At 31.6% G+C, this 21,234-nt stretch carries 22 protein-coding genes; 7 read left to right on the forward strand and 15 right to left on the reverse strand.

The window, feature by feature from the left end:
• Positions 1–87: 87 nt before the first annotated feature.
• The 13 genes from ACKI32_RS02790 to rfbD form a co-directional block, all read right to left on the reverse strand.
• Positions 88–1,491, reverse strand: coding sequence for an undecaprenyl-phosphate glucose phosphotransferase (locus tag ACKI32_RS02790; protein WP_407413265.1), 1,404 nt, complete (start codon positions 1,489–1,491; stop codon positions 88–90).
• 52 nt (positions 1,492–1,543) lie between these two features.
• Positions 1,544–2,401 (reverse strand): glycosyltransferase family 2 protein, encoded by an 858-nt coding sequence (locus tag ACKI32_RS02795; protein WP_407413267.1) that lies wholly within the window; start codon positions 2,399–2,401, stop codon positions 1,544–1,546.
• Positions 2,402–2,406: 5 nt separating this feature from the next.
• Complete coding sequence (locus ACKI32_RS02800) at positions 2,407–3,366, reverse strand: glycosyltransferase family 2 protein (RefSeq protein ID WP_407413270.1); 960 nt, start codon at positions 3,364–3,366, stop codon at positions 2,407–2,409.
• 1 nt (position 3,367) lies between these two features.
• Positions 3,368–4,327, reverse strand: a complete 960-nt coding sequence (locus ACKI32_RS02805; protein ID WP_407413272.1) for a glycosyltransferase family 2 protein — start codon at positions 4,325–4,327, stop codon at positions 3,368–3,370.
• 10 nt (positions 4,328–4,337) lie between these two features.
• Entirely contained in the window at positions 4,338–5,417 is a 1,080-nt protein-coding gene (locus ACKI32_RS02810; protein WP_407413274.1) for a CDP-glycerol glycerophosphotransferase family protein, read from the reverse strand.
• A gap of 12 nt (positions 5,418–5,429) precedes the next feature.
• Complete coding sequence (locus ACKI32_RS02815; RefSeq protein ID WP_407413276.1) at positions 5,430–5,711, reverse strand: hypothetical protein; 282 nt, start codon at positions 5,709–5,711, stop codon at positions 5,430–5,432.
• Positions 5,712–5,978, reverse strand: coding sequence for a hypothetical protein (locus tag ACKI32_RS02820; RefSeq protein ID WP_407413278.1), 267 nt, complete (start codon positions 5,976–5,978; stop codon positions 5,712–5,714).
• 226 nt (positions 5,979–6,204) lie between these two features.
• Positions 6,205–7,212, reverse strand: a complete 1,008-nt coding sequence (gene rfbB / locus ACKI32_RS02825) for a dTDP-glucose 4,6-dehydratase (RefSeq protein WP_407413280.1) — start codon at positions 7,210–7,212, stop codon at positions 6,205–6,207.
• 4 nt (positions 7,213–7,216) lie between these two features.
• Positions 7,217–7,777 (reverse strand): dTDP-4-dehydrorhamnose 3,5-epimerase, encoded by a 561-nt coding sequence (gene rfbC, locus ACKI32_RS02830; protein WP_407413282.1) that lies wholly within the window; start codon positions 7,775–7,777, stop codon positions 7,217–7,219.
• A gap of 4 nt (positions 7,778–7,781) precedes the next feature.
• A complete protein-coding gene (gene rfbA, locus ACKI32_RS02835) occupies positions 7,782–8,645 on the reverse strand; it encodes a glucose-1-phosphate thymidylyltransferase RfbA (protein ID WP_407413284.1) in 864 nt (287 codons plus the stop codon).
• 54 nt (positions 8,646–8,699) lie between these two features.
• Positions 8,700–8,930, reverse strand: coding sequence for a barstar family protein (locus ACKI32_RS02840; RefSeq protein WP_407413286.1), 231 nt, complete (start codon positions 8,928–8,930; stop codon positions 8,700–8,702).
• Position 8,931: 1 nt separating this feature from the next.
• Complete coding sequence (locus ACKI32_RS02845) at positions 8,932–9,381, reverse strand: ribonuclease domain-containing protein (protein WP_407413288.1); 450 nt, start codon at positions 9,379–9,381, stop codon at positions 8,932–8,934.
• A complete protein-coding gene (gene rfbD / locus ACKI32_RS02850; RefSeq protein WP_407413290.1) occupies positions 9,378–10,217 on the reverse strand; it encodes a dTDP-4-dehydrorhamnose reductase in 840 nt (279 codons plus the stop codon). Before rfbD ends, ACKI32_RS02845 begins: the two co-directional genes overlap by 4 nt.
• 76 nt (positions 10,218–10,293) lie before the next feature.
• Between rfbD and ACKI32_RS02855 the strand changes: the two genes are divergently transcribed.
• Positions 10,294–11,532: a nucleotide sugar dehydrogenase gene (locus ACKI32_RS02855; RefSeq protein WP_407413292.1), complete on the forward strand. Its 1,239-nt coding sequence runs from the start codon at positions 10,294–10,296 to the stop codon at positions 11,530–11,532.
• Here the strand turns inward: ACKI32_RS02855 and ACKI32_RS02860 are convergent.
• Complete coding sequence (locus ACKI32_RS02860) at positions 11,529–12,740, reverse strand: DUF2264 domain-containing protein (RefSeq protein WP_407413294.1); 1,212 nt, start codon at positions 12,738–12,740, stop codon at positions 11,529–11,531. The two genes, ACKI32_RS02855 and ACKI32_RS02860, sit on opposite strands and share 4 nt — an antisense overlap.
• 119 nt (positions 12,741–12,859) lie before the next feature.
• Here ACKI32_RS02860 and hacA point away from each other — a divergent pair, with 119 nt between their 5' ends.
• The 5 genes from hacA (at position 12,860) to mmp11 (ending at position 17,079) form a co-directional block, all read left to right on the forward strand.
• Complete coding sequence (gene hacA / locus ACKI32_RS02865; protein ID WP_407413296.1) at positions 12,860–14,113, forward strand: homoaconitase large subunit; 1,254 nt, start codon at positions 12,860–12,862, stop codon at positions 14,111–14,113.
• The gene (locus ACKI32_RS02870; RefSeq protein ID WP_407413298.1) at positions 14,110–14,589 is read left to right on the forward strand and encodes a 3-isopropylmalate dehydratase small subunit; all 480 of its coding nucleotides are present in this window, start codon (positions 14,110–14,112) and stop codon (positions 14,587–14,589) included. The genes hacA and ACKI32_RS02870 overlap by 4 nt, the downstream gene beginning before the upstream one ends.
• The gene (locus ACKI32_RS02875) at positions 14,564–15,580 is read left to right on the forward strand and encodes an isocitrate/isopropylmalate family dehydrogenase (RefSeq protein ID WP_407413300.1); all 1,017 of its coding nucleotides are present in this window, start codon (positions 14,564–14,566) and stop codon (positions 15,578–15,580) included. Before ACKI32_RS02870 ends, ACKI32_RS02875 begins: the two co-directional genes overlap by 26 nt.
• A gap of 136 nt (positions 15,581–15,716) precedes the next feature.
• Positions 15,717–16,133 (forward strand): 6,7-dimethyl-8-ribityllumazine synthase, encoded by a 417-nt coding sequence (gene ribH / locus ACKI32_RS02880; protein WP_407413302.1) that lies wholly within the window; start codon positions 15,717–15,719, stop codon positions 16,131–16,133.
• A 7-nt stretch (positions 16,134–16,140) separates the two neighbouring features.
• The gene (gene mmp11, locus ACKI32_RS02885) at positions 16,141–17,079 is read left to right on the forward strand and encodes a methanogenesis marker protein 11 (RefSeq protein ID WP_407413304.1); all 939 of its coding nucleotides are present in this window, start codon (positions 16,141–16,143) and stop codon (positions 17,077–17,079) included.
• Between the two features lie 39 nt (positions 17,080–17,118).
• Here mmp11 and ACKI32_RS02890 read toward each other — a convergent pair whose 3' ends face one another.
• Positions 17,119–18,825, reverse strand: a complete 1,707-nt coding sequence (locus ACKI32_RS02890) for a glycosyltransferase (RefSeq protein ID WP_407413306.1) — start codon at positions 18,823–18,825, stop codon at positions 17,119–17,121.
• 143 nt (positions 18,826–18,968) lie between these two features.
• On the opposite strand from ACKI32_RS02890, the gene ACKI32_RS02895 reads away from it, so the two are divergent.
• The gene (locus tag ACKI32_RS02895; protein ID WP_407413308.1) at positions 18,969–21,116 is read left to right on the forward strand and encodes a Tex family protein; all 2,148 of its coding nucleotides are present in this window, start codon (positions 18,969–18,971) and stop codon (positions 21,114–21,116) included.
• Positions 21,117–21,234 lie beyond the last annotated feature (118 nt).

Genomic DNA, 21,234 nt, shown 5'->3' on the forward strand with positions numbered 1-21,234 from the left:
TTGTGAAGTAATCACTCATATGATAATTGATGAAAAATTTAATATAAATATTATCCAAGTGCACAAGTGTGAGAAAGTGAAAAAGTGTTAATATGCATTTGGATTTTTCTTAACTGTGGTTTTTATCATTATAGCTAAGTCTAAACCCATGTGCCAGTTTTCTACATACTCAATATCATATTTTATACGTCTTTTAATTGAAGTATCTCCACGGCATCCATGAATTTGAGCCCAACCAGTTAAACCAGGCTTAACTTGATGTTTAACCATGTATTTTGGAATCTCTTTTCTAAATTGTTCTACAAAATACGGTCTTTCCGGTCTTGGACCTACGACACTCATGTCTCCTTTTAATACATTGAAAAATTGAGGTAATTCATCAATACTAGTCTTTCTTATGAACTCTCCAATTTTAGTTTTTCTTGGATCATCTTTTGTTGTCCATTCTGATTTTTCTTCACTAGGATCCTGGACCTTCATACTACGAAACTTATACATCATGAATGGTTTACCATTGTGACCTATTCTTTCTTGTTTAAAGATAATTGGCCCTCGAGAGGTTAATTTAATTGCTATTGCAGTTAAAATCATGATTGGTGATGTAATTATAATCGCGATTATAGAAATTATATAATCAGATGTGTATTTTAAAAATTTATTAAAATTATCATCTAAAGGAACATATCTAATATTAATAATTGGAATATCTTCAATCATGTCTATTGATGGTTGAGCCGGAAAATACCTAATATAATCTGGAATAATTTCCGCTTTAATACCTACACGCTCGCAGCTTTCTACCAACTCATTGATACGATAATAATACATTAATGGAATGGCCAAAACCACCCTATCATATCTATTATTGCTTAAAATATAGTCAATATCCTTAAAAGAACCGATTATCCTGCTTCCTTCAATTTCCATACCTATATGATTAGCCCTTCCTAAAAATCCGCTTACTACAAATCCCAAATATGGATTTTCTCTAATTTTTCTTGCAAATGAAAATGCCAAATCATTATCCCCAACAATCAAAATATGTTTTAAATTTCTATTATTTATTCTAATATTCCTTAAAATACTTCTAATAATAAATCTTTCAATGATTCCAAAGAATGTGGCAAAAATAGCTAATAAAAATAGCATTATTCTTGAAAAGTCAGGTTGATTAATAATAAACAAAATAGAAACTAGTGAAACAAATGCTACAATGTTTACCTTAATAATTTGTGTAGCTTCTGAAAAAATATTTTTGTATGTTCTGCGCGGTTTGTAAAGACCGAATGCAAAATATAAAATCAAATATATAGGAACTACGGCAAATGTAAAGAATAAAGCATAGCTTTGATAACTTAAATGACCCCCAAGTGGGCCGAATAAAGTTGTATCAAATCTTAACCATAAAGAACACACGAGAGAAACAGCTAATACTAAAACATCTAGTAATACCATTGATATATTTAATATTCTCTGATTCTCCTTTATCATGTTAACACCGAAAAACTAGTTTTACATTAATAGGTATATTAATCATAATTATTTAATCTTTCTTTTTAAAAATATTTAAAAATAATTTTAAAAGGCATAAAAAAGCTATCCCAATATATACAACAATATTTACTATAAATGAAGACTCTTTTGAATGATGTTTTTTATAATAAATATACATAGCCCGATGAAACTCATAAATTAATTTAGATTTTTGTTTTTTACTACTTGCACCTTTAAGATGAGTTATTTTTGACTCACCATAATAAATTATTTTCCAACCAGATTTTTTAATTCTATAACATAAATCAATGTCTTCACCATACATGAAGAATGTTTCATCTAAAAAACCTGTTTTGTTTAATGCTTCGGATTTTATAAACATGAAAGCTCCAGTAAGACAATCTATTTCGTAAATTTTATCATCGGGTAAATTATCTAAATTGTAATTATTATCTTTACTATTTGTTGAAATATGGAATAATCTGAAAAACGAGTTTTTAACATTAGGAAAACTTCTTTTACATGCTTTATCAAGTTCACCGTTTTCTAAAAGAACCCTACAACCACATGCTCCCACATCTGTGTGTTTTTCCATATAATTATAAATATTTTCTAAAGTATTTTCCCAAACGATTGTATCTGAATTTAAAAGTAAAATGTATCTTCCTTTTGCAATAGCCAATGCTTGATTATTACCCGCTGCAAAACCATTATTTTCGGCTGAAGCAATGAATTTAACCTTATCCTTAAAGTAATTTTTTAGTTTAGATAAGCTATCATCACTAGATGCATTGTCAACTACTAGTATCTCATATGAAAAAGGATAATCATATTTTAGTATTGAATTTATAGTATTTTTTGTAAGCTCAAAAGTTTGATAGTTTACAATTACAACTGAAAGGTCCATTATACTCAACTTTTTAAGAATTTTAAGGTGTTAATAATTAATTTGTATTCTATTTTAAAATAATTTTTTATGTTTTTAGATTTAAATTTTACTTTTGTGATTTTGTTTCTAGTAGATAGACCTTCGCGAATTCCTGATAAGTAAGTAGAACCAAATCCTTTTTTTACAAAAAATAAATATTTAATTAAAAATCCAAAGAATAGAAAGATAAAGTTAATAATTTTTAACGGAATTGGAAGATTTTTATAAACAACCCATACATTATTTCTAGCAGCTAGCTTGACTTTAAACTCGTTGTATCTGCTTCCAGATGTTGCACTTCCGATATGATATACAATAGCCTGTGGACATAACAAATTTTTATAACCATTAATCTTTGATCTTAAAGCCAAGTCAACATCCTCCATATATGCAAAAAAATTATCGTCAAATAAACCTATTTCCTCCAGAACTGATTTTTTATACATTGCCGCTCCAGCACAACTTGAAAATATCTCTTTAACATCTGTATATTCATCTGAATGGTGATTTTCTCCTGTTTTTTTAGTCCAGGCAAGTAGGTTATATTCATCCCCAACATCATCAATCAGTTGCTTGTTATTATACTGAAGCATTTTAGCTTGTACTGAAAATATATCATCTGAAGTAGTAATTAAATCTATTAATCCTTTAATTGAGCCTTTTTTAACCTCTGTATCATTATTTATTGAAAAAATTAGTTCATTTTTAGCTTTTAAAATTCCTTGATTAACAGCTGGTGCAAAACCTAGGTTTTCACTGTTTTCAATTAACACCAAAGGGAAATTATAGGAGTTATTTCTGATATACTCAACACTACCATCACTAGATCCATTATCAATGATGATAACCTCTCCAATATATTCACTATCTTCGTTAAGTGAATTTAGAAATGTTTTTAGGAATTTTTCCCCATTATAATTTGGCGTTACTACAGATACTTTCATGTTAATCAATTGAATTTTTTAATTTTTTCCATGATTTATAATATAATTTCGGGTTTAATAAGAATAGCTTTATTTTATATTCAAATTTCTTATCTCCCTTAAATTTAGACATTTTATTTAATAAGTCTAATTCTTTCATTTTAGAAATTACTTCATCAAAGTCATAGTTATTGTAAAAGAAGTAATTCATATTTCCAAATATTGCTTTTGGTATTCTTGATGTTATTATTAACTCTGCCAAGTTATTTTTCCCAAGTTTTTTGTAAAATTCGGCTAAATTTTCTAAAATACTTACCAATTCAAAGCGTCTGAAGTCTGTGGTTCTTATTGCTGAGTCCTGTCTTTGAATATAATAATATGTTACCTCATTGCTAATGGCTATTTCATCACCAAATGCTAATGCTTTAAGTGCAAATTCTGTATCTTCACCGTAAACCGCATCAGTATTGAATCTGATATTGTTATCGTCAATTATACTTTTTTTATACATCAACTGGCAGAAATTGAATGGTATTTCCATGTTCAGTTCCATTTTTATAAACTCATCACATGAAATGCTTGTTTTTGAGTAGTGATATGGGTTGGATATGTTATCCCCATCTTTTTTAACAACTTGGACCAAACTAAAGTCACTTTCACCATTATATAATTCAGACAGGTGATTTCCAGTAATGTAATCATCACCATCAACAAATACTATATATTCACCTTGAGCTTCATCAATGCCTCGATTGCGAGCACTGCTTACACCAGAATTATCTTGATGAATGACCTTATAAGAAATAAGTGATTTTGATAACTTATCATTTATAACATTTAAGCTATCATCAGTTGAACCATCATCAATTACAATCAGTTCAAAACTTTTAAAATCCTGATTAATTATTGAATCTAAGGTGCTACCTATATACTGTGATAAATTATAGACCGGGACTATAACACTAACTTTTAAATTATCCATTCTGCCCACCTTATTTTAAAAGATAATCAACAATTCTTTTAGATGATTTGCCGTCGATTACATCAAATTGTGTAGAAGTAAATTGTAATATTTTACTTTTATCAAATTTATTATTTTCAATTACATCTATTAACTCTTCTGTTGTATAAACGATTGGCCCAGGAACAGTTTCCTTAAAATCATAATAAAATCCACGTTCATGTGCCAAATAATTATCCAAATCATACGTGAAAAATACAGTTGGCTTGTCTAGAGCACAAAACTCTATCATTATTGAAGAATAATCAGTAATTAGAATATCTGAAAGTAACATTAATTCCTGTTCGTTTTCATAACCGCTAACATCAATGTATTTGCCTTTAGCGGAAATAGCTTCACTGTAAAACTTGTTAATCTTAGGATGGAGTCTTAAGGCTAAAACATACTCATCGCCCAAAGATTTATTGAACTTTTCTAAATCAAGGAAATCAAATACATTGTTGTACTTTTCTTCTTCTCTAAAAGTTGGAGCATAGAGAATTATCTTTTTATAATTATCAATATCATGTTTTTTACAAAATTGAGATTTTAATTGATTTAAATCATGATTTTCAAAGTAATAATCCATTCTAGGCAATCCTAAAGATTTAATTTTTTCCTTAGGCATTTGAAATGCTTCACTATAATACTCTTTAATTTTATCTGAAGTGGTGATTAAGTAATTAGTATTTTGGGAAATTTTTGAAAGTATTTCCCTATTTTCAATTTCAACAGATCCTCCAAATTTTTTAGAAGCTCCCGGAGCGTGCCATAGCTGTACAATGATATTTTCATCTTTAAAGTTCATAAAAGCTAATGGGAAAAAATTATCATTTAAAAAAATGTATTTAGAACTAGCCAAATTCTTAAAACTAGTAAAAGACAATTTATCTTTGTAAAAAAAGTAAAATTCGAAATTGCCTCTTTTTTCAAATTCTTTTTTAATATAGTCTAAATTACCTTTAAAGGATTCTCTTGAATCTATAATGAATGAAACTTTATTATCTTTGATAGGGACGGATTTAAATAATTTAAATAAAATTCCATATATTTTATGTTTTAAATAAGACATGTAAACCAGTAATCAATGGAAGAATGCTAACATTCCAGGAATTGACTCAAGAATAGCTTGAATACCTAAAATGAAAATTGCTAAACCTCCAATAAAGTTAATATAACGAGCATATTTCATAGCCATTTTTGTACCAAAGGTTCCTATTAAAAGCCAACAACAAACAGCGATTAAACTTAAAATAGCTAATCCTAATGGATTAACATGTGCTTCAACACCTTGAGCGGCTAAAATTAAGTTTTCTATGTTACCGAAAACAATTAATCCTAAAAATTTTCTTATGTCATCAGCCATCTATTCACCCCTAACAGATTGAACCATGGCCTGAAGACCTAAAATTAAAATTGCAAGTCCGCCAATAAAATTAATAAAATCAACATAATCGAATAACATTTGTGTTGCGAAAGTTCCAATCAAAAGCCACATTGTAACTACACAAATACTGACTAATCCTAATTTTAAAGGATTAACACCAGCCACAACACCCTGTGAAGACAATACCAAATTTTCAATATTCCCAAATATGATTAAACCTACAAAAGGCAAATATTGCTCCAACATTTAATCCACCATTTCCCTAAAATTCCAAAAGATAAAAGATTATCTTAACAATTCAATATTAAGAATATATTAATATATAAAATTATCTTAAAAAAAAATTTTTAGATTTGAATAAAAAATTAAATTTTTAAACCTAAAAATGTAAAAAAAATAGATGAAAATAAAAAAATAATAAAAATAAATAAACAAAATGTAAAAATTAGAGGTAGATTTCAAGTGTAAAATTCTACCTATTCGAATACATTTTTTCATAATATTCCTGATATTGGCCACTTTTAACTTGGTTGGTCCAATCTTGATTATCCAAATACCATTGAATTGTCTCTTTAATACCAACTTCAAATGTGTATTTAGGAGACCAACCCAAATCATTTTGAATTTTAGTTGAATCAATAGCATAGCGTCTGTCATGACCTAATCTATCTGTAACAAACTCTATTAACGATTCATCCTTATCAAGTTCATTTAATATCAGTTTTACAATTTCAATATTTTGTTTTTCATTGTTTCCACCAATATTATAGACTTCACCAAGTACGCCTTCATGCATGACTAAATCAATAGCATGGCAGTGATCATGGACATGTAACCAATCCCTAATGTTTTTTCCATCACCGTAAACTGGTAATTTCTTATCTTCCAAGGTATTTGAAATCATTAATGGAATCAATTTTTCAGGAAATTGATAAGGTCCATAATTATTTGAACAACGAGTAATATTTATTGGCAGGTCAAAAGTTTCACCATATGCTCTTGTAATTAAATCTCCACCAGCTTTTGAAGCTGAATAAGGACTGTTAGGTTGAAGTGGAGTGTTTTCAGTGAAATATCCGGTTTTACCTAAAGTTCCATAAACCTCATCAGTTGAGATTTGAATGTATTTTTCAACACCATATTCTTTAGCCGCATTTAATAAGACTTGTGTTCCCAAAACATTAGATTTAATAAAGATTTCAGGGTCGGTTATGCTTCTGTCAACATGACTTTCAGCTGCAAAATTTATAACATAATCACATTGCTTGACTAAATCATCAACAACATTTTTATCCCTAATGTCCCCTTTAACAAATGAATAATTATCCTTATCTTCAATGTCTTTTAAATTTTCAAGATTTCCACAATAAGTTAAAGCATCCAAGTTAATTATTTCGTATTCTGAATATTTATTTACCATGTATCTTACGAAATTACTTCCAATAAATCCTGCTCCGCCTGTAACTAAAATTTTTGTCATATAATCACTCATATTTAATTTGGGATTCCTTTAAGCTTAACCATTCTTTATCCTTATCAGATAAAATTATCTCATCAATACCTTCTAATGGCCAATCAATTCCAATATCTTCATCGTCCCATTTTATTCCACTTTCATCTTCGCCATGGTAGAATTCTGTACATTTATAAACAAATTCAGCTTCATCAGACAATACTAAAAAACCATGAGCAAATTTAGGAGGAATATATAACTGTTTTTTATTTTCATCAGATAGTATTTCCCCATACCATTTACCATATGTTGGTGAATCTGCTCTTAAATCAACTCCTACATCAAACACTTCTCCTTCAATAACACGAACTAATTTACCTTGAGGATAGTTAATTTGCAAATGTAGGCCTCTCAATACTCCTTTTGTTGATTTTGATTGATTATCTTGAACAAAAGTTAAATCATGACCAGCTTCTTTAAATTCATTTTCTTGATAGGTTTCCATGAAATATCCTCTGTTGTCTTCAAAAACTGTAGGTTCGACAACAAACATCCCCTCAATTCCTGTATCAATAAAATTAAATTTCCCCATATAATCACTTGACTAAATTAAATAAGTATTGTCCATAATCGGTTTTTTTGAGCTCTTCAGCAGTTTCTAGCAATTCTTCATCATTTATATATCCTTTAAGATATGCAATTTCTTCAAGACATGCTATATATAGTCCTTGTCTTTTTTGAACTGTTTCAATGAAGTTTGATGCTTCAAGTAGTCCTTCATGGGTTCCTGTATCTAACCAGGCCATACCTCTTCCTAGAAGTTCTACTTTGAGTTTTCCTCTTTTCAAGTATTCCTCATTAACAGAAGTAATTTCAACTTCACCACGCTCGGAAGGTTCTACGTTTTTAGCTATTTCGATTACATCATTGTCGTAGAAATAGAGTCCTGGAACAATATAATTGGATTTTGGGTTTTCTGGTTTTTCTTCAACTGACAGTACGTTCCATTCCTTGTCAAATTCGACTACACCAAATGCTTCTGGGTTTTTGGTGTAGTAACCAAAAATTACTGCTCCTTCTTTTAGGCTTGTTGCCCTTTCAAGGATTTCTGTGAATCTGTGTCCATGGAATATGTTGTCTCCCAATATTAGTGCAACATTATCGTTTCCTATGAACTCTTCACCGACGATGAATGCCTCTGCAAGACCGTTTGGTTTTTCCTGAACTGCATATTCAAATTTAATTCCCAAACTTGACCCATCACCAAGTAACTCTTTATACATTGGTAAGTCTCTAGGAGTTGATATAATTAGTATTTCCTTAATTCCAGCAAGCATCAAAACAGAAATTGGATAATAAATCATTGGCTTATCATACAAAGGCAACAACTGTTTAGAAACTGCTTTAGTAATCGGATAAAGACGGGTTCCAGAACCGCCCGCAAGCACAATACCTTTCATAATAATCACTATTTACATATTATTTTTTATGATTAATAAATTACAATACCTATTTTATGGAAACATCTTTATTTTTAAAAACTCATTTTCACTAGCTGCATCTTTAAATGTGTCAATGATATCCTTATCCACTTTTTCACAGTTAATTAACTCAATTTCACATTCTATTTCACATAAACAATCATATAAAGCATCCAGATTTTTTCCATAATAATCCGGGAAGTTTAATGCACTAGCTAAATAATCATGGCCTTCTTCTTTGATTAAATTACCGTCAAGCTGCATTTTAAACCTCTTTGAAAGTGTTATAGTGATCACTTGTGTAGTAGACCTTAAAATCACCGGTGTTGTAAACTATCCTTTCTGCCCCACGACTTGTCCCATTTGCATTAATGTCACATTCAATGTATTTTGAATCGCTGTCTGGAAGTACATGTTGCCTGTTAGTAAATGTATCTCCACCTATGCTTTTTCCTGGCGCATATTCCTTAAGCGGTCCGCCGTGCCATCCTAATGATCTAGCTTCACTTTTTGTTATGTAATTGCTCGGAAGTTTGTGAAATTCCTTAATGTATGCTGCAACCTCATCTACAGTGCAGTATTGGCCATCCTCTACTACATTAACATCGCTTGAATCATTACCAAACTTTAAAAAGTCAAAAAATCCTGCACTTACAGCAGAAACAGTGAACAAAACAATGATTAATGCAGCAATTAAAACTACTCTTTTGTTCATTTAATCAACTCAATATATTCTCTTATTGCTTCCTTATAATCTCTAAGTGGTTTGAATCCTTTTTGAATCCAATTTTTATTATCCAATACGGAATAGCTTGGCCTTGGTGCCGGTCTTGCAAATTCAGATGCAGTGACTGGTATTACTTCAACATCAACTTCTGCAACCTCAAATATGTATCTTGCAAATTCACACCATGAACAGCTACCAGAATTAGTCAAATGATAAATTCCATAATAATCAGTTTCGATTAAATCGGAAATTGCCCTAGCTAAATCGGGAGTGTAAGTAGGGGTTCCAACCTCATCATAAACAACCGTTATCTCATGATGATTTTTGGCTAACTCCAACATTGTCTTTGGGAAATTTTTACCGTTGATTCCATACAACCATGCCGTCCTTACAATAAAGTATTTATCAAGGATTTCTAAAATGGCCTCCTCTCCTTTAAGTTTACTCTTACCATAAACACTTATCGGGCCTATTTCACCATCTTCTCCAATAGGCTCTCTTGCAGTTCCGTCAAATACATAATCAGTACTTATATGAACCAATGCACAATCAACTTCTTTACATGCAAGTGCTAAATTACGAACACCTTCCCCATTAACGCAGTAAGCGAGGCCTTGATTTTCCTCACAAGCATCAACATCAGTGTATGCTGCTGAGTTAATGACAATATCCGGTTTTACATCGCAAATAAAGTCAATTATGTGTTGTTTATCTGTGATGTCTAATGTTTTTGAGGTTGTTAGGACCAATTCATGCTTATCGGCTAAAACCTTATCTAAGTCATGGCCCAACATCCCATTAGAACCTGTAATTAAAATCTTCATAAAATCCACATCAAAACTTTTAATATTAGTTTAAATATATATCATATTTAATATTTAAAAGACGGAGTTAGATATTATGAAAGTATGTGTTATTGGTCAAGGCTATATTGGGCTTCCAACTGCAGCGCTTTTCAGTAGAAACCATTGTGAAGTGGTTGGAGTAGATATTTCTGAGGATATGATTAACAATTTAAACAAAGGAATCATTCACATTGAAGAACCTGGAATAGCTGAAATAATCAAGAATGCAGTGGAAAATAAAGTGTATACAGCTAGCCTAACTCCGCAAAAAGCTGATGCTTTTATTATTACTGTACCAACACCATATATTGTTGAAAACTACAGCTGTGACTTAAGCTATGTAGTAAATGCCTGTGAATCCATTCTACCATATCTGGAAAAAGGAAATACAGTTATTATAGAATCAACAATTGCACCAATGTCAACCGATGAGATAATAAAGCCTATTTTTGAAAAGGCCGGTTTCGCCATTGGTGAAGACTTATATCTTGCACACTGTCCTGAAAGAGTACTTCCCGGAAGAATCATTGAGGAATTAATTCATAATGACCGGATTATTGGTGGTGTAACACCAGAGTGTGCTAAAAAAGCCAGTGAGGTTTATGGTCAGTTTGTTGAAGGAGATTTAATGCTTACTGAGGCTAAAACTGCTGAGCTATCAAAATGTATGGAAAATACATTTAGGGATGTGAACATTGCACTTGCAAATGAACTTGCAAAAATCTGTGCAGAAATTGGTGTTAATGCACTAGACGTTATTGAAATGGCGAACAAACATCCTAGAGTTAACTTACACTCACCAGGGCCTGGTGTTGGAGGACATTGCCTTGCAATTGATCCGTACTTTATTTATGCAAAGGCTCCTGAAACTGCAAAAATCATCAAATTAGCACGTGATACAAATAATTCAATGCCTGATTTTGTATGTGAAAATGTTAAAAAGATTATTAAAAATGGTAAAATAGCTGTTTTAGGTGTTTCATATAAAGGAAATACAGGTGATGACAGAGAAAGTCCTGCTTATGAAATAATCGCTAAATTAAGTAGTGATTATGAAATTGCTATTCACGACCCACACATTGAAAATCCTAATTTCGTGAGTCTTGATGAAGCAGTTGAAAATGCAGATTTGATTTTAGTATTATGCGATCATAATGAATTTAAAAAACTAGATTATGAACTTATTTTAAAAAATATGTCAAATCCTATAATATTTGATACAAAAAATATAATAAAAGAAGTTCCATCAGAAATTAAATTGTTTAATTACGGGAACTTATATGAATTGAATTAAAAAGTAATAGATTGGTCTGGTTGGATTTGATGACCATTCCATGCTTTTTTACTGGTCCATTCAGCAGGTGGAGTATTCCAAAATGCATCAGTTGCATCTAAACCTAAAGGTAGGAATACTGCACAACATAAGTAAAGACTACCTGTTGTAACATTTTTCTCTGCAATACCTTCTTGTGAACCATTTAACCCCATCAATAACCAGCCGTCACTTGTGAAATTTTGATTTTCGTCGAAAAGTCTTTTTAAGACTTTTGTAAGTGCACTTCTAACTTGAGCGGTACTTATATTTCTTGGTAAAATTTTAAGTAAAGCTGCTTGGGAAAGTAAGTGGAAAACACCACAACGATAAGTAAGAGATTTTCCTAACAGTGGGTATGTTCCTTCAGGTGAGATGAGTCTTTCAAGTTGAGAAGCTAATCTTGAAGATCTCATTAATTGTACATCCAAAAATTCTCCATCTTGAAGAGAATATTTTCTCATTACTGCAAGAATATCATTGAGCATTGGGTGGATAAACAAACTATTGTAGTAACCTACATCAAAATCTTCACCATCTGAGTAAATTGCATCCCCAATGTATAATTCATCTCTGAATTTCCTAACTCCATAAGCTAAACGTTCCTTATCACATTCCCCAGTGAATTCCAAAAGAGTGGCTTCAATCATCGCAGTATATAACAACCAATGATTCTCATAAGGAGCAATTATCCTTGTATTTTTTAATTCACGAATTATTCTAGCTTGAACATCCATCGGTAAATTAAGCCAAATTTCGTTTTTAGCTCTGAGTAATCCTTGAGCAAATAAAGCAACATCAACTAAAGATTGTTTAGGTTCAACAACAAAAATATAATCGTTATTATTTGGATTAACTGCATTTGTAATAGCACTAATTGTTAAAAATTTATATTTCTCACGAACTCTTCCTTCATCAGATGAGTCTACACCAAGTTCTAACCATGGCGCAATTCCATTGAATACACGAGCAAAAGCTTCAAGATATGCGAATTTTTGACCTTCACTACTTTTAGACTCTACAGGCATGTTTTTTCTAAGAGCGCCTTTTGAAAGGTTGTTTAAAACTGGGAAAGCTATTCTTTGTAATGTTGAAATCCAATATATCCTATCTTTCCATACTGGAGATTCCTCCTCAATTTCTAGAGGTTCTTCTTCCTTTTTAAATCTTTTAAAAAATGAGTTGCTCATGAATATATTTTTTGTAAAACTATTATTTAAATTTTAAAAAAATTAAAAATTTCAAAATAAAGCAACTCTTATATATTTATAAAATAAAAATATTTATCATTATTAAAGAGGTTTAAAATATGCCAACAATGTCTGAAAAAATATTAGCTAAAGCTTCTGGAAAAGATAGTGTAGAAGCTGGAGATATAGTTATAGCAAATATTGATATAGCAATGACTCATGATTTAACTGGACCTCTTTCAGTAGAATCTTTTGAAAAAATTGGCGCTGAAAAAGTCTGGGATCCGTCAAAAATTGTTATACCATTTGACCATCAGGTCCCTGCTGACTCTATTGACTCCGCTAATAATCATATTGTTATGAGAGAATTTGTTAAAAAGCATGGCATCGAGAATTTTTATGATGTAAATGCTGGTGTTTGTCATCAAATACTACCTGAACTTGGTCATGTAGTGCCAGGTGATGTTATTGTTGGTGCTGATTCACATACTTGTACTCATGGAGCATTAGGTGCATTTTCAACAGGTATTGGTTCAACTGATATGGCAATGGTATTTGCTGAAGGTAATTTATGGCTAAAAGTACCTGAAACCAATAGATTTAACATTACCGGTGATTTAAAAGAAAATGTTTATGCAAAAGATGTGATTTTACATATTATTGGTAAAATGGGTGCAGACGGTTCAACTTACAAGGCATGCGAATTTGCTGGTGAAACCGTGTCAAATATGAGCGTTTCAGATAGAATGGTTTTATGTAATATGGCAATTGAAATGGGTGGAAAAACTGGATTAGTCGAAGCCGATGAAAAAACTATCCAATATGTTGAAAGCCGCTCAAATAAACCTTACAAAATTTATAATACTGATTTAGATTCATCTTCTTTGGATATAATTGATATTGATGTGAGTGATTTAGAGCCTCAAGTAGCTTGCCCTCACAATGTAGATAATGTCAAAGCTGTTAGTGAAGTTGATGTTGAAATCGACCAAGTATTTTTAGGTTCTTGTACCAATGGTAGACTTTCTGATTTAAGAGATGCAGCAAAAATTCTTAAAGGTAAAAAAATAGCCAAAGGCACTAGAATGCTTGTAATACCTGCATCAAAAGAAGTCTACATTAACGCATTAGACGAAGGATTGATTAAAATATTCGTTGATGCTGGAGCCCTTGTTTCCGCTCCGTGCTGTGGACCTTGTCTTGGAGGACATACCGGAATAATCGGACCTGGAGAAGTGAGCCTTTCAACTTCAAACAGAAACTTCAAAGGAAGACAAGGAAGTCCTGATGGAAAAGTTTATCTATCTTCTGCTGCTGTTGCTGCCGCTTCAGCTATTGAAGGAAGAATTGTAGCACCGGAGGCAAAATCATGAAAGGTAAAGCTTGGAAATTCGGAAACGATATCGACACAGACATTATAGTTCCTGGAAGATATTTAATTTATACTGACGAAAAAAGATTATCAAAGCATTGTATGGAAGGTTTAGATTCTGATTTCAGTGAAAAATGCAAAAAAGGAGACTTTATTGTAGCTGGAACTAATTTTGGATGTGGTTCTTCAAGAGAACATGCCCCAATTGCCCTTAAAGGTGTTGGAGTCAGTGCAGTAATAGCAGAATCCTTTGCAAGAATCTTTTATAGAAATGCTACAAACGTTGGAGTTCCACTTCTCGAAGCTCCAGGAATTACAGAATTTATTGAAAACGAAGAAGAAATTGAAGTAGATATGGATGAAGGAATAATAACTAATTCAAATGGAGATACAATCAAATTTAAAAAATTACCTCCATTCATGTTAGAAATACTCGAACAAGGTGGTTTAATTGAATACCTCAAAAACAAAAGATAAATATCAAATTGCAGTTATTCCAGGTGATGGAATCGGTCGTGAGGTAATGGAAGCAACAATACATGTCTTAAACGGCCTAGATATTAATTTCGATTATATATATGGTGAAGCAGGAGATGAATGTCTTGAAAAGACTGGTACTGCTCTTCCAGATGAAACTTTAGATATAATTAGAAATGCAGATGCATGTCTTTTTGGAGCGGCCGGTGAAACTGCAGCAGATGTTATTGTTAAAATACGCCAGGAAATGAAAATGTTTGCAAATTTAAGACCTATCAAATCATATCCTAACACTAATTCCTTATTTGATAACATTGACTTTATGATAGTACGTGAAAATACCGAAGGGTTATATATTGCAGGTGAAGAAAGTTATACTGACGAAGGTGCAATAGCAAGGCGTATTATCACAAGAGAAGCTGAAAAACGTATAATCGACTATGCTTTTAAATATGCAAAAGAAAACAATAAAAGCAAAGTTACAGGCGTTCATAAAGCAAACGTCTTAAAGAAAAGTGATGGTTTATTTAAAGAAATTTTCTATGAAGTTGCTGAAAACTATCCCGATATAGCAACCGAGGACTTCTATGTAGATGCAACAGCAATGTATCTAATCACACAACCAGAAAGCTTTGAAGTGATTGTAACTACAAACCTTTTCGGAGATATATTATCTGATGAAGGTGCAGGTCTTGTTGGTGGATTAGGTTTAATCCCATCTGCAAATATTGGAGAAAATGGAGCATTATTCGAACCTGTACACGGTTCAGCACCAGATATTGCAGGCCAAGGTAAAGCGAATCCAATAGCAATGATGCTTTCGGCTATTATGATGCTTAGATATATTGGTGAGGTTGAAGCTGCAGATAAATTTGAAAAAGCAGTTTTAAAAGTACTAAATGACGCTAATACTTTAACTGGTGATTTGGGTGGTACTGCCACTACTATGGAATTGGCCAGTGAAGTTAAAAATAATTTAAATGGAGACTGAAAAATATGGATTTTAAAAAATTAAGTAGAATGCAATTAGCAGCACTTTTTATCATATTCATTATGGTAGTAAGTGGGGTTGCAGGATTCCTTCTCATTATATTTAGTGGAGCTTAAAATAAAAAGAGGTAGATAAAATGGCAAAATATGAAATAGCAGCAGTAGTTGCTGAATTTAATTATGATATTACACAAATGATGTTAGAACTCGCAACAGCAGAAGCAAAAAACAGAGATTGTGAAATTACAAAAGTAGTCGCCGTTCCTGGTGTATTTGACATGCCACTTGTAATTAAAAAATTATTACAAAAAGGTGAATACGATGCAATTATCACACTCGGTGCTGTAATCGAAGGTGCAACTGACCACGATCAAATTGTAGCACAACACGCTTCCCGTAAAATTGCTGATTTAGCGCTTGAATACGATACTCCTGTGGCACTTGGAATTACCGGTCCTGGAATGACCAGAATGGATGCTCACAGACGTGTCAAAAACGCAAAAAGTGCTGTTGAAGCAGCAATTAAAATGTGCGACAGATTAAAAGAAATCTAGTGATTTGATGGAAATTTTAAAACCAGATGAATTAAGAAAAAAATTTGATGATCCTTGGATTGCACCATACGAAAAAGTATTGACTATGGTTGATGGGGATAAAGTGGAAATTGTAGAATACCACCCGTGCATTTCAGGATCTCATTGGTTATTAAACCAGTACAGAAATAACTCTGAGTTAATTGATTCCGCTTATCGTGATGGAAACAAACATGTTTACTCCTGTCATGTTGGTTCAGCTCCACTTAACCTGAAAGCTAGTTTTAATGCTGCAGGAATTGATGAAATCGTTATTGATGGTGATGAAGTCAAAGTGACTCATGCCGGTCTTGCAGGTGCAGGTGTTGGAGCTGGAATGTGTAGAGGAATGGGTGAAGGTGTAAAGTATGTTGAACTCATTCAAGTTGGAGGCGGCTCAAAAGCAGGAAAAGCAACAGTGGTAACACCTAAACTTGAAAAAGTAGTTATTGGTGTTGACGATACTGATACTAAAGATGCTGGAGCTACATGGACAATGGCACATAATTTAGGTGTTGAACTTGCAAGTGAAGGTTTTGAATATCTGGACCACATTATTGTCCAATTATATCCTCATAATCCTCACAAAACACAAAATTGTGTATCAATAGCCCTTACATTTGCTGTTGAGGAATCAAAAAAGCAAGATTTAATTGATAGAGTTATTGAAATCCTTAAAAGAGATACCTTATCTGATAAAACAGCTATTGCTATTTTAGAAGGTTTAGATATCCCTGAAAAATTAAGAGAATATTCCATTGCTACAAAGTCCGGAATGATGGATGTTGAAACTGCAGAAAAAGTTGCAAGTGAATTAAACATACCATTAATTGCAGTTACTGGCGAGCAAGGAAAAGTTGGTGCTCTAGCTGCACTTGGTCTTTACAATGATGTTGAAGAAGCAGTTAAAGCATATGATAAAAAATAAATCTTGAGTTATAACTCTTGATTTATATTTACTATTTTTTTAGAAGTTAAAATTCAAGAAATAACCTTGACCTTCACGTGTGAACTGCTTAATAGAAGTTGAATTAACATCTTTAAATAAAACCACAATTTCATGGCCATCCTGATAAAATGTTGTATTAGTTCCAACTTCAAAATTAACAGAAGTGAAATATTCCCCATCTACAGCAATATCATAGGCAGCATCCTGTTTAAAGATACCAGATGAAGTTACAACACTTTCATTATCAATAAATACTTCATATACAGATGCATTATTATCTTTTGATGAAATTTTAAAGTTTTCTTTTAAAATATTTGTGGAATTTTCATCATCATAGCTATGAGTCACCATTGCTCCATCAAATATTTCTTTTAGACGACTATTTTGAATAATATACATTGATTCAATGCCTATGTCTCTTTGAACTTCAACAGGAAGTCTCAATACATCAGATTCTCCTTCCCGTGTATCATTAATCACATAAGTTTCGCCATTAATTTGCATAGTATCGTTTGTTTTAATACCTAACGTCATCATTGCATCTGCAGGCATACGTATTTGATCTGATTCATCTTCAATAGCTGTATCAACAGTATAAGGTCCTCTTACTGAAATTGAATTATCAGATGGAGAGTCATCTGCATAAATAATCAGATTTCTTGAGTTTGGTTCAATTGATAAAACACCATTCTCAAAGTGAGCTGCACCAATAAATGTGGAAATCATTAAAAGTAAAACTATAATGGATATAATCAATGGAAAATGAACTTTAATAAATGATTTTATTAAACTCTTTCCAGGAGTCTTTCTAAACATTACAATAGACTTAACAATTACTTTAATAATATAATAAATAGCCAATATTAGTCCGATGACAGAAATTATAACTCCAACTGCTAATGGAACAAATTTAACGAAAAATATTGTAAATAATCCAAGAATAATTAATGATAAACCAACAATTGACATTCTAATGTAATGTCCAATGTCATCAATCATTACAACACGACCATACTTATTTGCACGGCTTATAATTGTTCTAACTACTTCATTTGCCATTAAATTTAAATCAGAAAGTGGAGACATGTCATGCTCAATTGCACCAATATCCACCTCAGTAATTGAAATTCCTAGTACATCAGCATCAATAACAATACCAACATCAACACCGTAGTCCTTTTCAAAGTCCATCTTCTTTAGTACTTCCTTACGTGCTGCAAACTGACCGCTTAACGGTTGTTCAAAATTAATTTCAGGGAAGAAAAAGTTTAAAAGCGGTTTTGCAGTAAGCTCTGTTACACGTCCACTAGCACGAGAAAATTTAGTTTTAGTAATATCAGTTTTTCCATCCAAAATAGGTTTAATCATTGCTTTAACTTTAGCAGAACTTAAATTATAAATATCTGCATCAATAAATGCAATGATATCACATTCCGATTCCTTATAACCTGTACGCAATGCTGCACCTTTTCCTTTATTAACCTCATGATTAATAACACGTGCCCCTGCATTTAAAGCTTCATTTTCGGTATTATCAGATGACCCATCATTTACAACGATTATCTCATCTACAAATGATACCTCTTTAACCACCTCAACAACGGTAGCTACAGTGCCCTCTTCGTTGAAAGCTGGTATAATTACTGAAACCTTTTGGTATTTCTTAGGCTTTTCAGATTTTATACCTGCCAGCAAAAATGCAAGGATAACAAAAAACCAATACACTTAATATCTCCATTAAAAAATTTTTTACATTGATAATTTTGTTAATCAAATAATATAAATACTATTGAATTTTTAGTAAATTTTAAGTTATTTACAACAAATAATAAATTATTCAAAAATCTATTTAATTTACCTGTGAAAATATGATAACTAAAACACTCGAAAAAGAATTAAATCTTTCCAACTGGCAAGTTAAAAAAGTAATAAATCTAATTGATAATGGAAACACAATACCGTTTATAGCAAGATATAGAAAAGACGTTACTGGTTCACTAAACGATGAAACACTTAGAAAATTTGATGAAAGACTAAAATATCTAAGAAATCTTGAAGAAAAAAAAGAAAAAATCTTAAAAAGAATTGATGAACTTGGAAAACTTGATGAAGATTTAAAAATCAAGATTCTGAACGCCGAAACTCAAGTTGAACTTGATGATTTATATCGTCCATACAAATCCAAAAAGCAAACAAGAGCAACCAAAGCACGTGAAAACGGCCTAGAACCGTTAGCATTAATTATCCTAAAACAGGAAATAAAAGAGAGTGTTAAAAAAATAGCTAAAGATTACACTAATAAAGAAGTTAAAACACCTGAAGATGCAATTAAAGGAGCTCAAGACATTATTGCTGAAGAGATTTCAGATAATTCTGATTTTAGGAAAAAAATTAGGAAAAACACATTCTTTACAGGTCAAATTGAAACCAAAGCAAAAAACACAGACTCCTCATCTGAATATGAAATATACTATAATTATTCAGAAAACATTAAAAAAATACCTCCACATCGTATTTTAGCCATCAATAGAGCAGAAAATCAAGGGATAATTAAAGGAAAAATTGTCTGTGATAGTGACGAGGTTATAAAATATTTAAATAGGCATGTCCTAAAAAATACTTCAAAAATCCCTGAAAAAATTGAATATAATCCTTATACTACTCCAATTATAAAAGAAGCTACAGAAGATGCTTATAAAAGATTAATAGCTCCTGCAATTGAACGTGAAATTAGAAATTATTTAACACAAAAGGCAGAAGAAAAATCAATTGAAGTTTTTGCTAAAAACCTGAACCAGCTATTAATGGAAAGTCCGCTTGTTGGAAAAACAATTTTGGGTTGGGATCCTGCCTTTAGAACAGGCTGCAAGTTAGCAATCATTGATGAAACTGGTAAAGTTCTTGACACTGCTTTAATTTATCCAACAGCACCACAAAATAAAGTAAAAGAATCAATTGAAACTGTTCGTGACTTAATTAAAGAATATGACATTAACGTTATAGCTATTGGTAACGGAACTGCATCGAGAGAATCTGAAGAAATTGTAGCCAAAATAATAAAAAATACAAATGTTGAATACATTATTGTAAATGAAGCTGGTGCATCAGTTTATTCAGCTTCAAAACTTGCTGATGAAGAGTTTCCAGATTTTACAGAAGGTGAAAGGAGCGCAGTTTCTATTGCAAGGCGCCTTCAAGATCCACTAGCTGAACTTGTTAAAATTGACCCAAAATCCATTGGTGTCGGTCAATATCAACATGACATGAACCAAAAACAATTGTCTGAATCCTTAACTGGTGTTGTTGAAAAAGTGGTTAATGAAGTGGGTGTGGATTTGAATACTGCATCTTACAGTTTGTTAAATTACATTTCAGGAATTGGAAACACAACTGCTAAAAATATCATTAACTACAGGGAAGAAAACGGAAGTTTTAAATCAAGACAAGAACTTTTAAATGTTAAAAAACTTGGTAAAAAGACATTCGAACAATGCGCTGGTTTTGTAAAGATTGATAATCCAGAATATCCCCTTGACAATACCACAATTCACCCAGAATCATATGACGTTACTTTAAAGTTATTGAAAAAGTTAAACTATTCCGTTGATGACATTGGAAAGAGCAATTTGAAGTTAGATGACATTGATTTGGATGAAATTTCAAAGGAATTGGATATTGGAATTGAAACTTTAAAAGACATTATTAAAGAACTTAAAAAACCAGGCCGTGACCCAAGAAGTGACATGCCAAAACCGATTTTGAGAAAAAATGTTTTATCGATTGAAGATTTGGAAGTCGGAATGATAATGCAGGGAACCGTTAGAAACATCGTTGACTTTGGTGCCTTTGTTGATATTGGAGTTCACCAGGACGGTCTTGTTCATATCTCACAATTGGTAGCTGACAGGTTTGTAAAACATCCTTTGGATATCGTCAGTGTTGGTGATATTGTTGATGTTAAAGTTTTAGATGTGGATTTGAAAAGAAATAGGATTAATTTAACGATGATTCTTTAAAAAATACTATTTTCAAATTCTTAATTTCAATTAATTAATTTTCTATCAAAACACATATTGACCTAATCTTATTAAATTTATTAATGACTTCAAATAAAATAAATGTATAATTATTTTA

The organism is Methanobrevibacter sp. (assembly GCF_045611865.1).
Classification (GTDB): Archaea; Methanobacteriota; Methanobacteria; order Methanobacteriales; family Methanobacteriaceae; genus Methanocatella.

What these genes read in the sequence shown, in the direction of transcription:
- ACKI32_RS02790 (WP_407413265.1), bottom strand. Translation starts at nt 1,491, where the DNA reads ATGATAAAGGAGAATCAGAGAATATTAAATATATCAATGGTATTACTA.
- ACKI32_RS02795 (WP_407413267.1), bottom strand. Translation starts at nt 2,401, where the DNA reads ATGGACCTTTCAGTTGTAATTGTAAACTATCAAACTTTTGAGCTTACA.
- ACKI32_RS02800 (WP_407413270.1), bottom strand. Translation starts at nt 3,366, where the DNA reads ATGAAAGTATCTGTAGTAACGCCAAATTATAATGGGGAAAAATTCCTA.
- ACKI32_RS02805 (WP_407413272.1), bottom strand. Translation starts at nt 4,327, where the DNA reads ATGGATAATTTAAAAGTTAGTGTTATAGTCCCGGTCTATAATTTATCA.
- ACKI32_RS02810 (WP_407413274.1), bottom strand. Translation starts at nt 5,417, where the DNA reads ATGTCTTATTTAAAACATAAAATATATGGAATTTTATTTAAATTATTT.
- ACKI32_RS02815 (WP_407413276.1), bottom strand. Translation starts at nt 5,711, where the DNA reads ATGGCTGATGACATAAGAAAATTTTTAGGATTAATTGTTTTCGGTAAC.
- ACKI32_RS02820 (WP_407413278.1), bottom strand. Translation starts at nt 5,978, where the DNA reads ATGTTGGAGCAATATTTGCCTTTTGTAGGTTTAATCATATTTGGGAAT.
- rfbB (WP_407413280.1), bottom strand. Translation starts at nt 7,212, where the DNA reads ATGACAAAAATTTTAGTTACAGGCGGAGCAGGATTTATTGGAAGTAAT.
- rfbC (WP_407413282.1), bottom strand. Translation starts at nt 7,777, where the DNA reads ATGGGGAAATTTAATTTTATTGATACAGGAATTGAGGGGATGTTTGTT.
- rfbA (WP_407413284.1), bottom strand. Translation starts at nt 8,645, where the DNA reads ATGAAAGGTATTGTGCTTGCGGGCGGTTCTGGAACCCGTCTTTATCCG.
- ACKI32_RS02840 (WP_407413286.1), bottom strand. Translation starts at nt 8,930, where the DNA reads ATGCAGCTTGACGGTAATTTAATCAAAGAAGAAGGCCATGATTATTTA.
- ACKI32_RS02845 (WP_407413288.1), bottom strand. Translation starts at nt 9,381, where the DNA reads ATGAACAAAAGAGTAGTTTTAATTGCTGCATTAATCATTGTTTTGTTC.
- rfbD (WP_407413290.1), bottom strand. Translation starts at nt 10,217, where the DNA reads ATGAAGATTTTAATTACAGGTTCTAATGGGATGTTGGGCCATGACTTA.
- ACKI32_RS02855 (WP_407413292.1), top strand. Translation starts at nt 10,294, where the DNA reads ATGAAAGTATGTGTTATTGGTCAAGGCTATATTGGGCTTCCAACTGCA.
- ACKI32_RS02860 (WP_407413294.1), bottom strand. Translation starts at nt 12,740, where the DNA reads ATGAGCAACTCATTTTTTAAAAGATTTAAAAAGGAAGAAGAACCTCTA.
- hacA (WP_407413296.1), top strand. Translation starts at nt 12,860, where the DNA reads ATGCCAACAATGTCTGAAAAAATATTAGCTAAAGCTTCTGGAAAAGAT.
- ACKI32_RS02870 (WP_407413298.1), top strand. Translation starts at nt 14,110, where the DNA reads ATGAAAGGTAAAGCTTGGAAATTCGGAAACGATATCGACACAGACATT.
- ribH (WP_407413302.1), top strand. Translation starts at nt 15,717, where the DNA reads ATGGCAAAATATGAAATAGCAGCAGTAGTTGCTGAATTTAATTATGAT.
- mmp11 (WP_407413304.1), top strand. Translation starts at nt 16,141, where the DNA reads ATGGAAATTTTAAAACCAGATGAATTAAGAAAAAAATTTGATGATCCT.
- ACKI32_RS02895 (WP_407413308.1), top strand. Translation starts at nt 18,969, where the DNA reads ATGATAACTAAAACACTCGAAAAAGAATTAAATCTTTCCAACTGGCAA.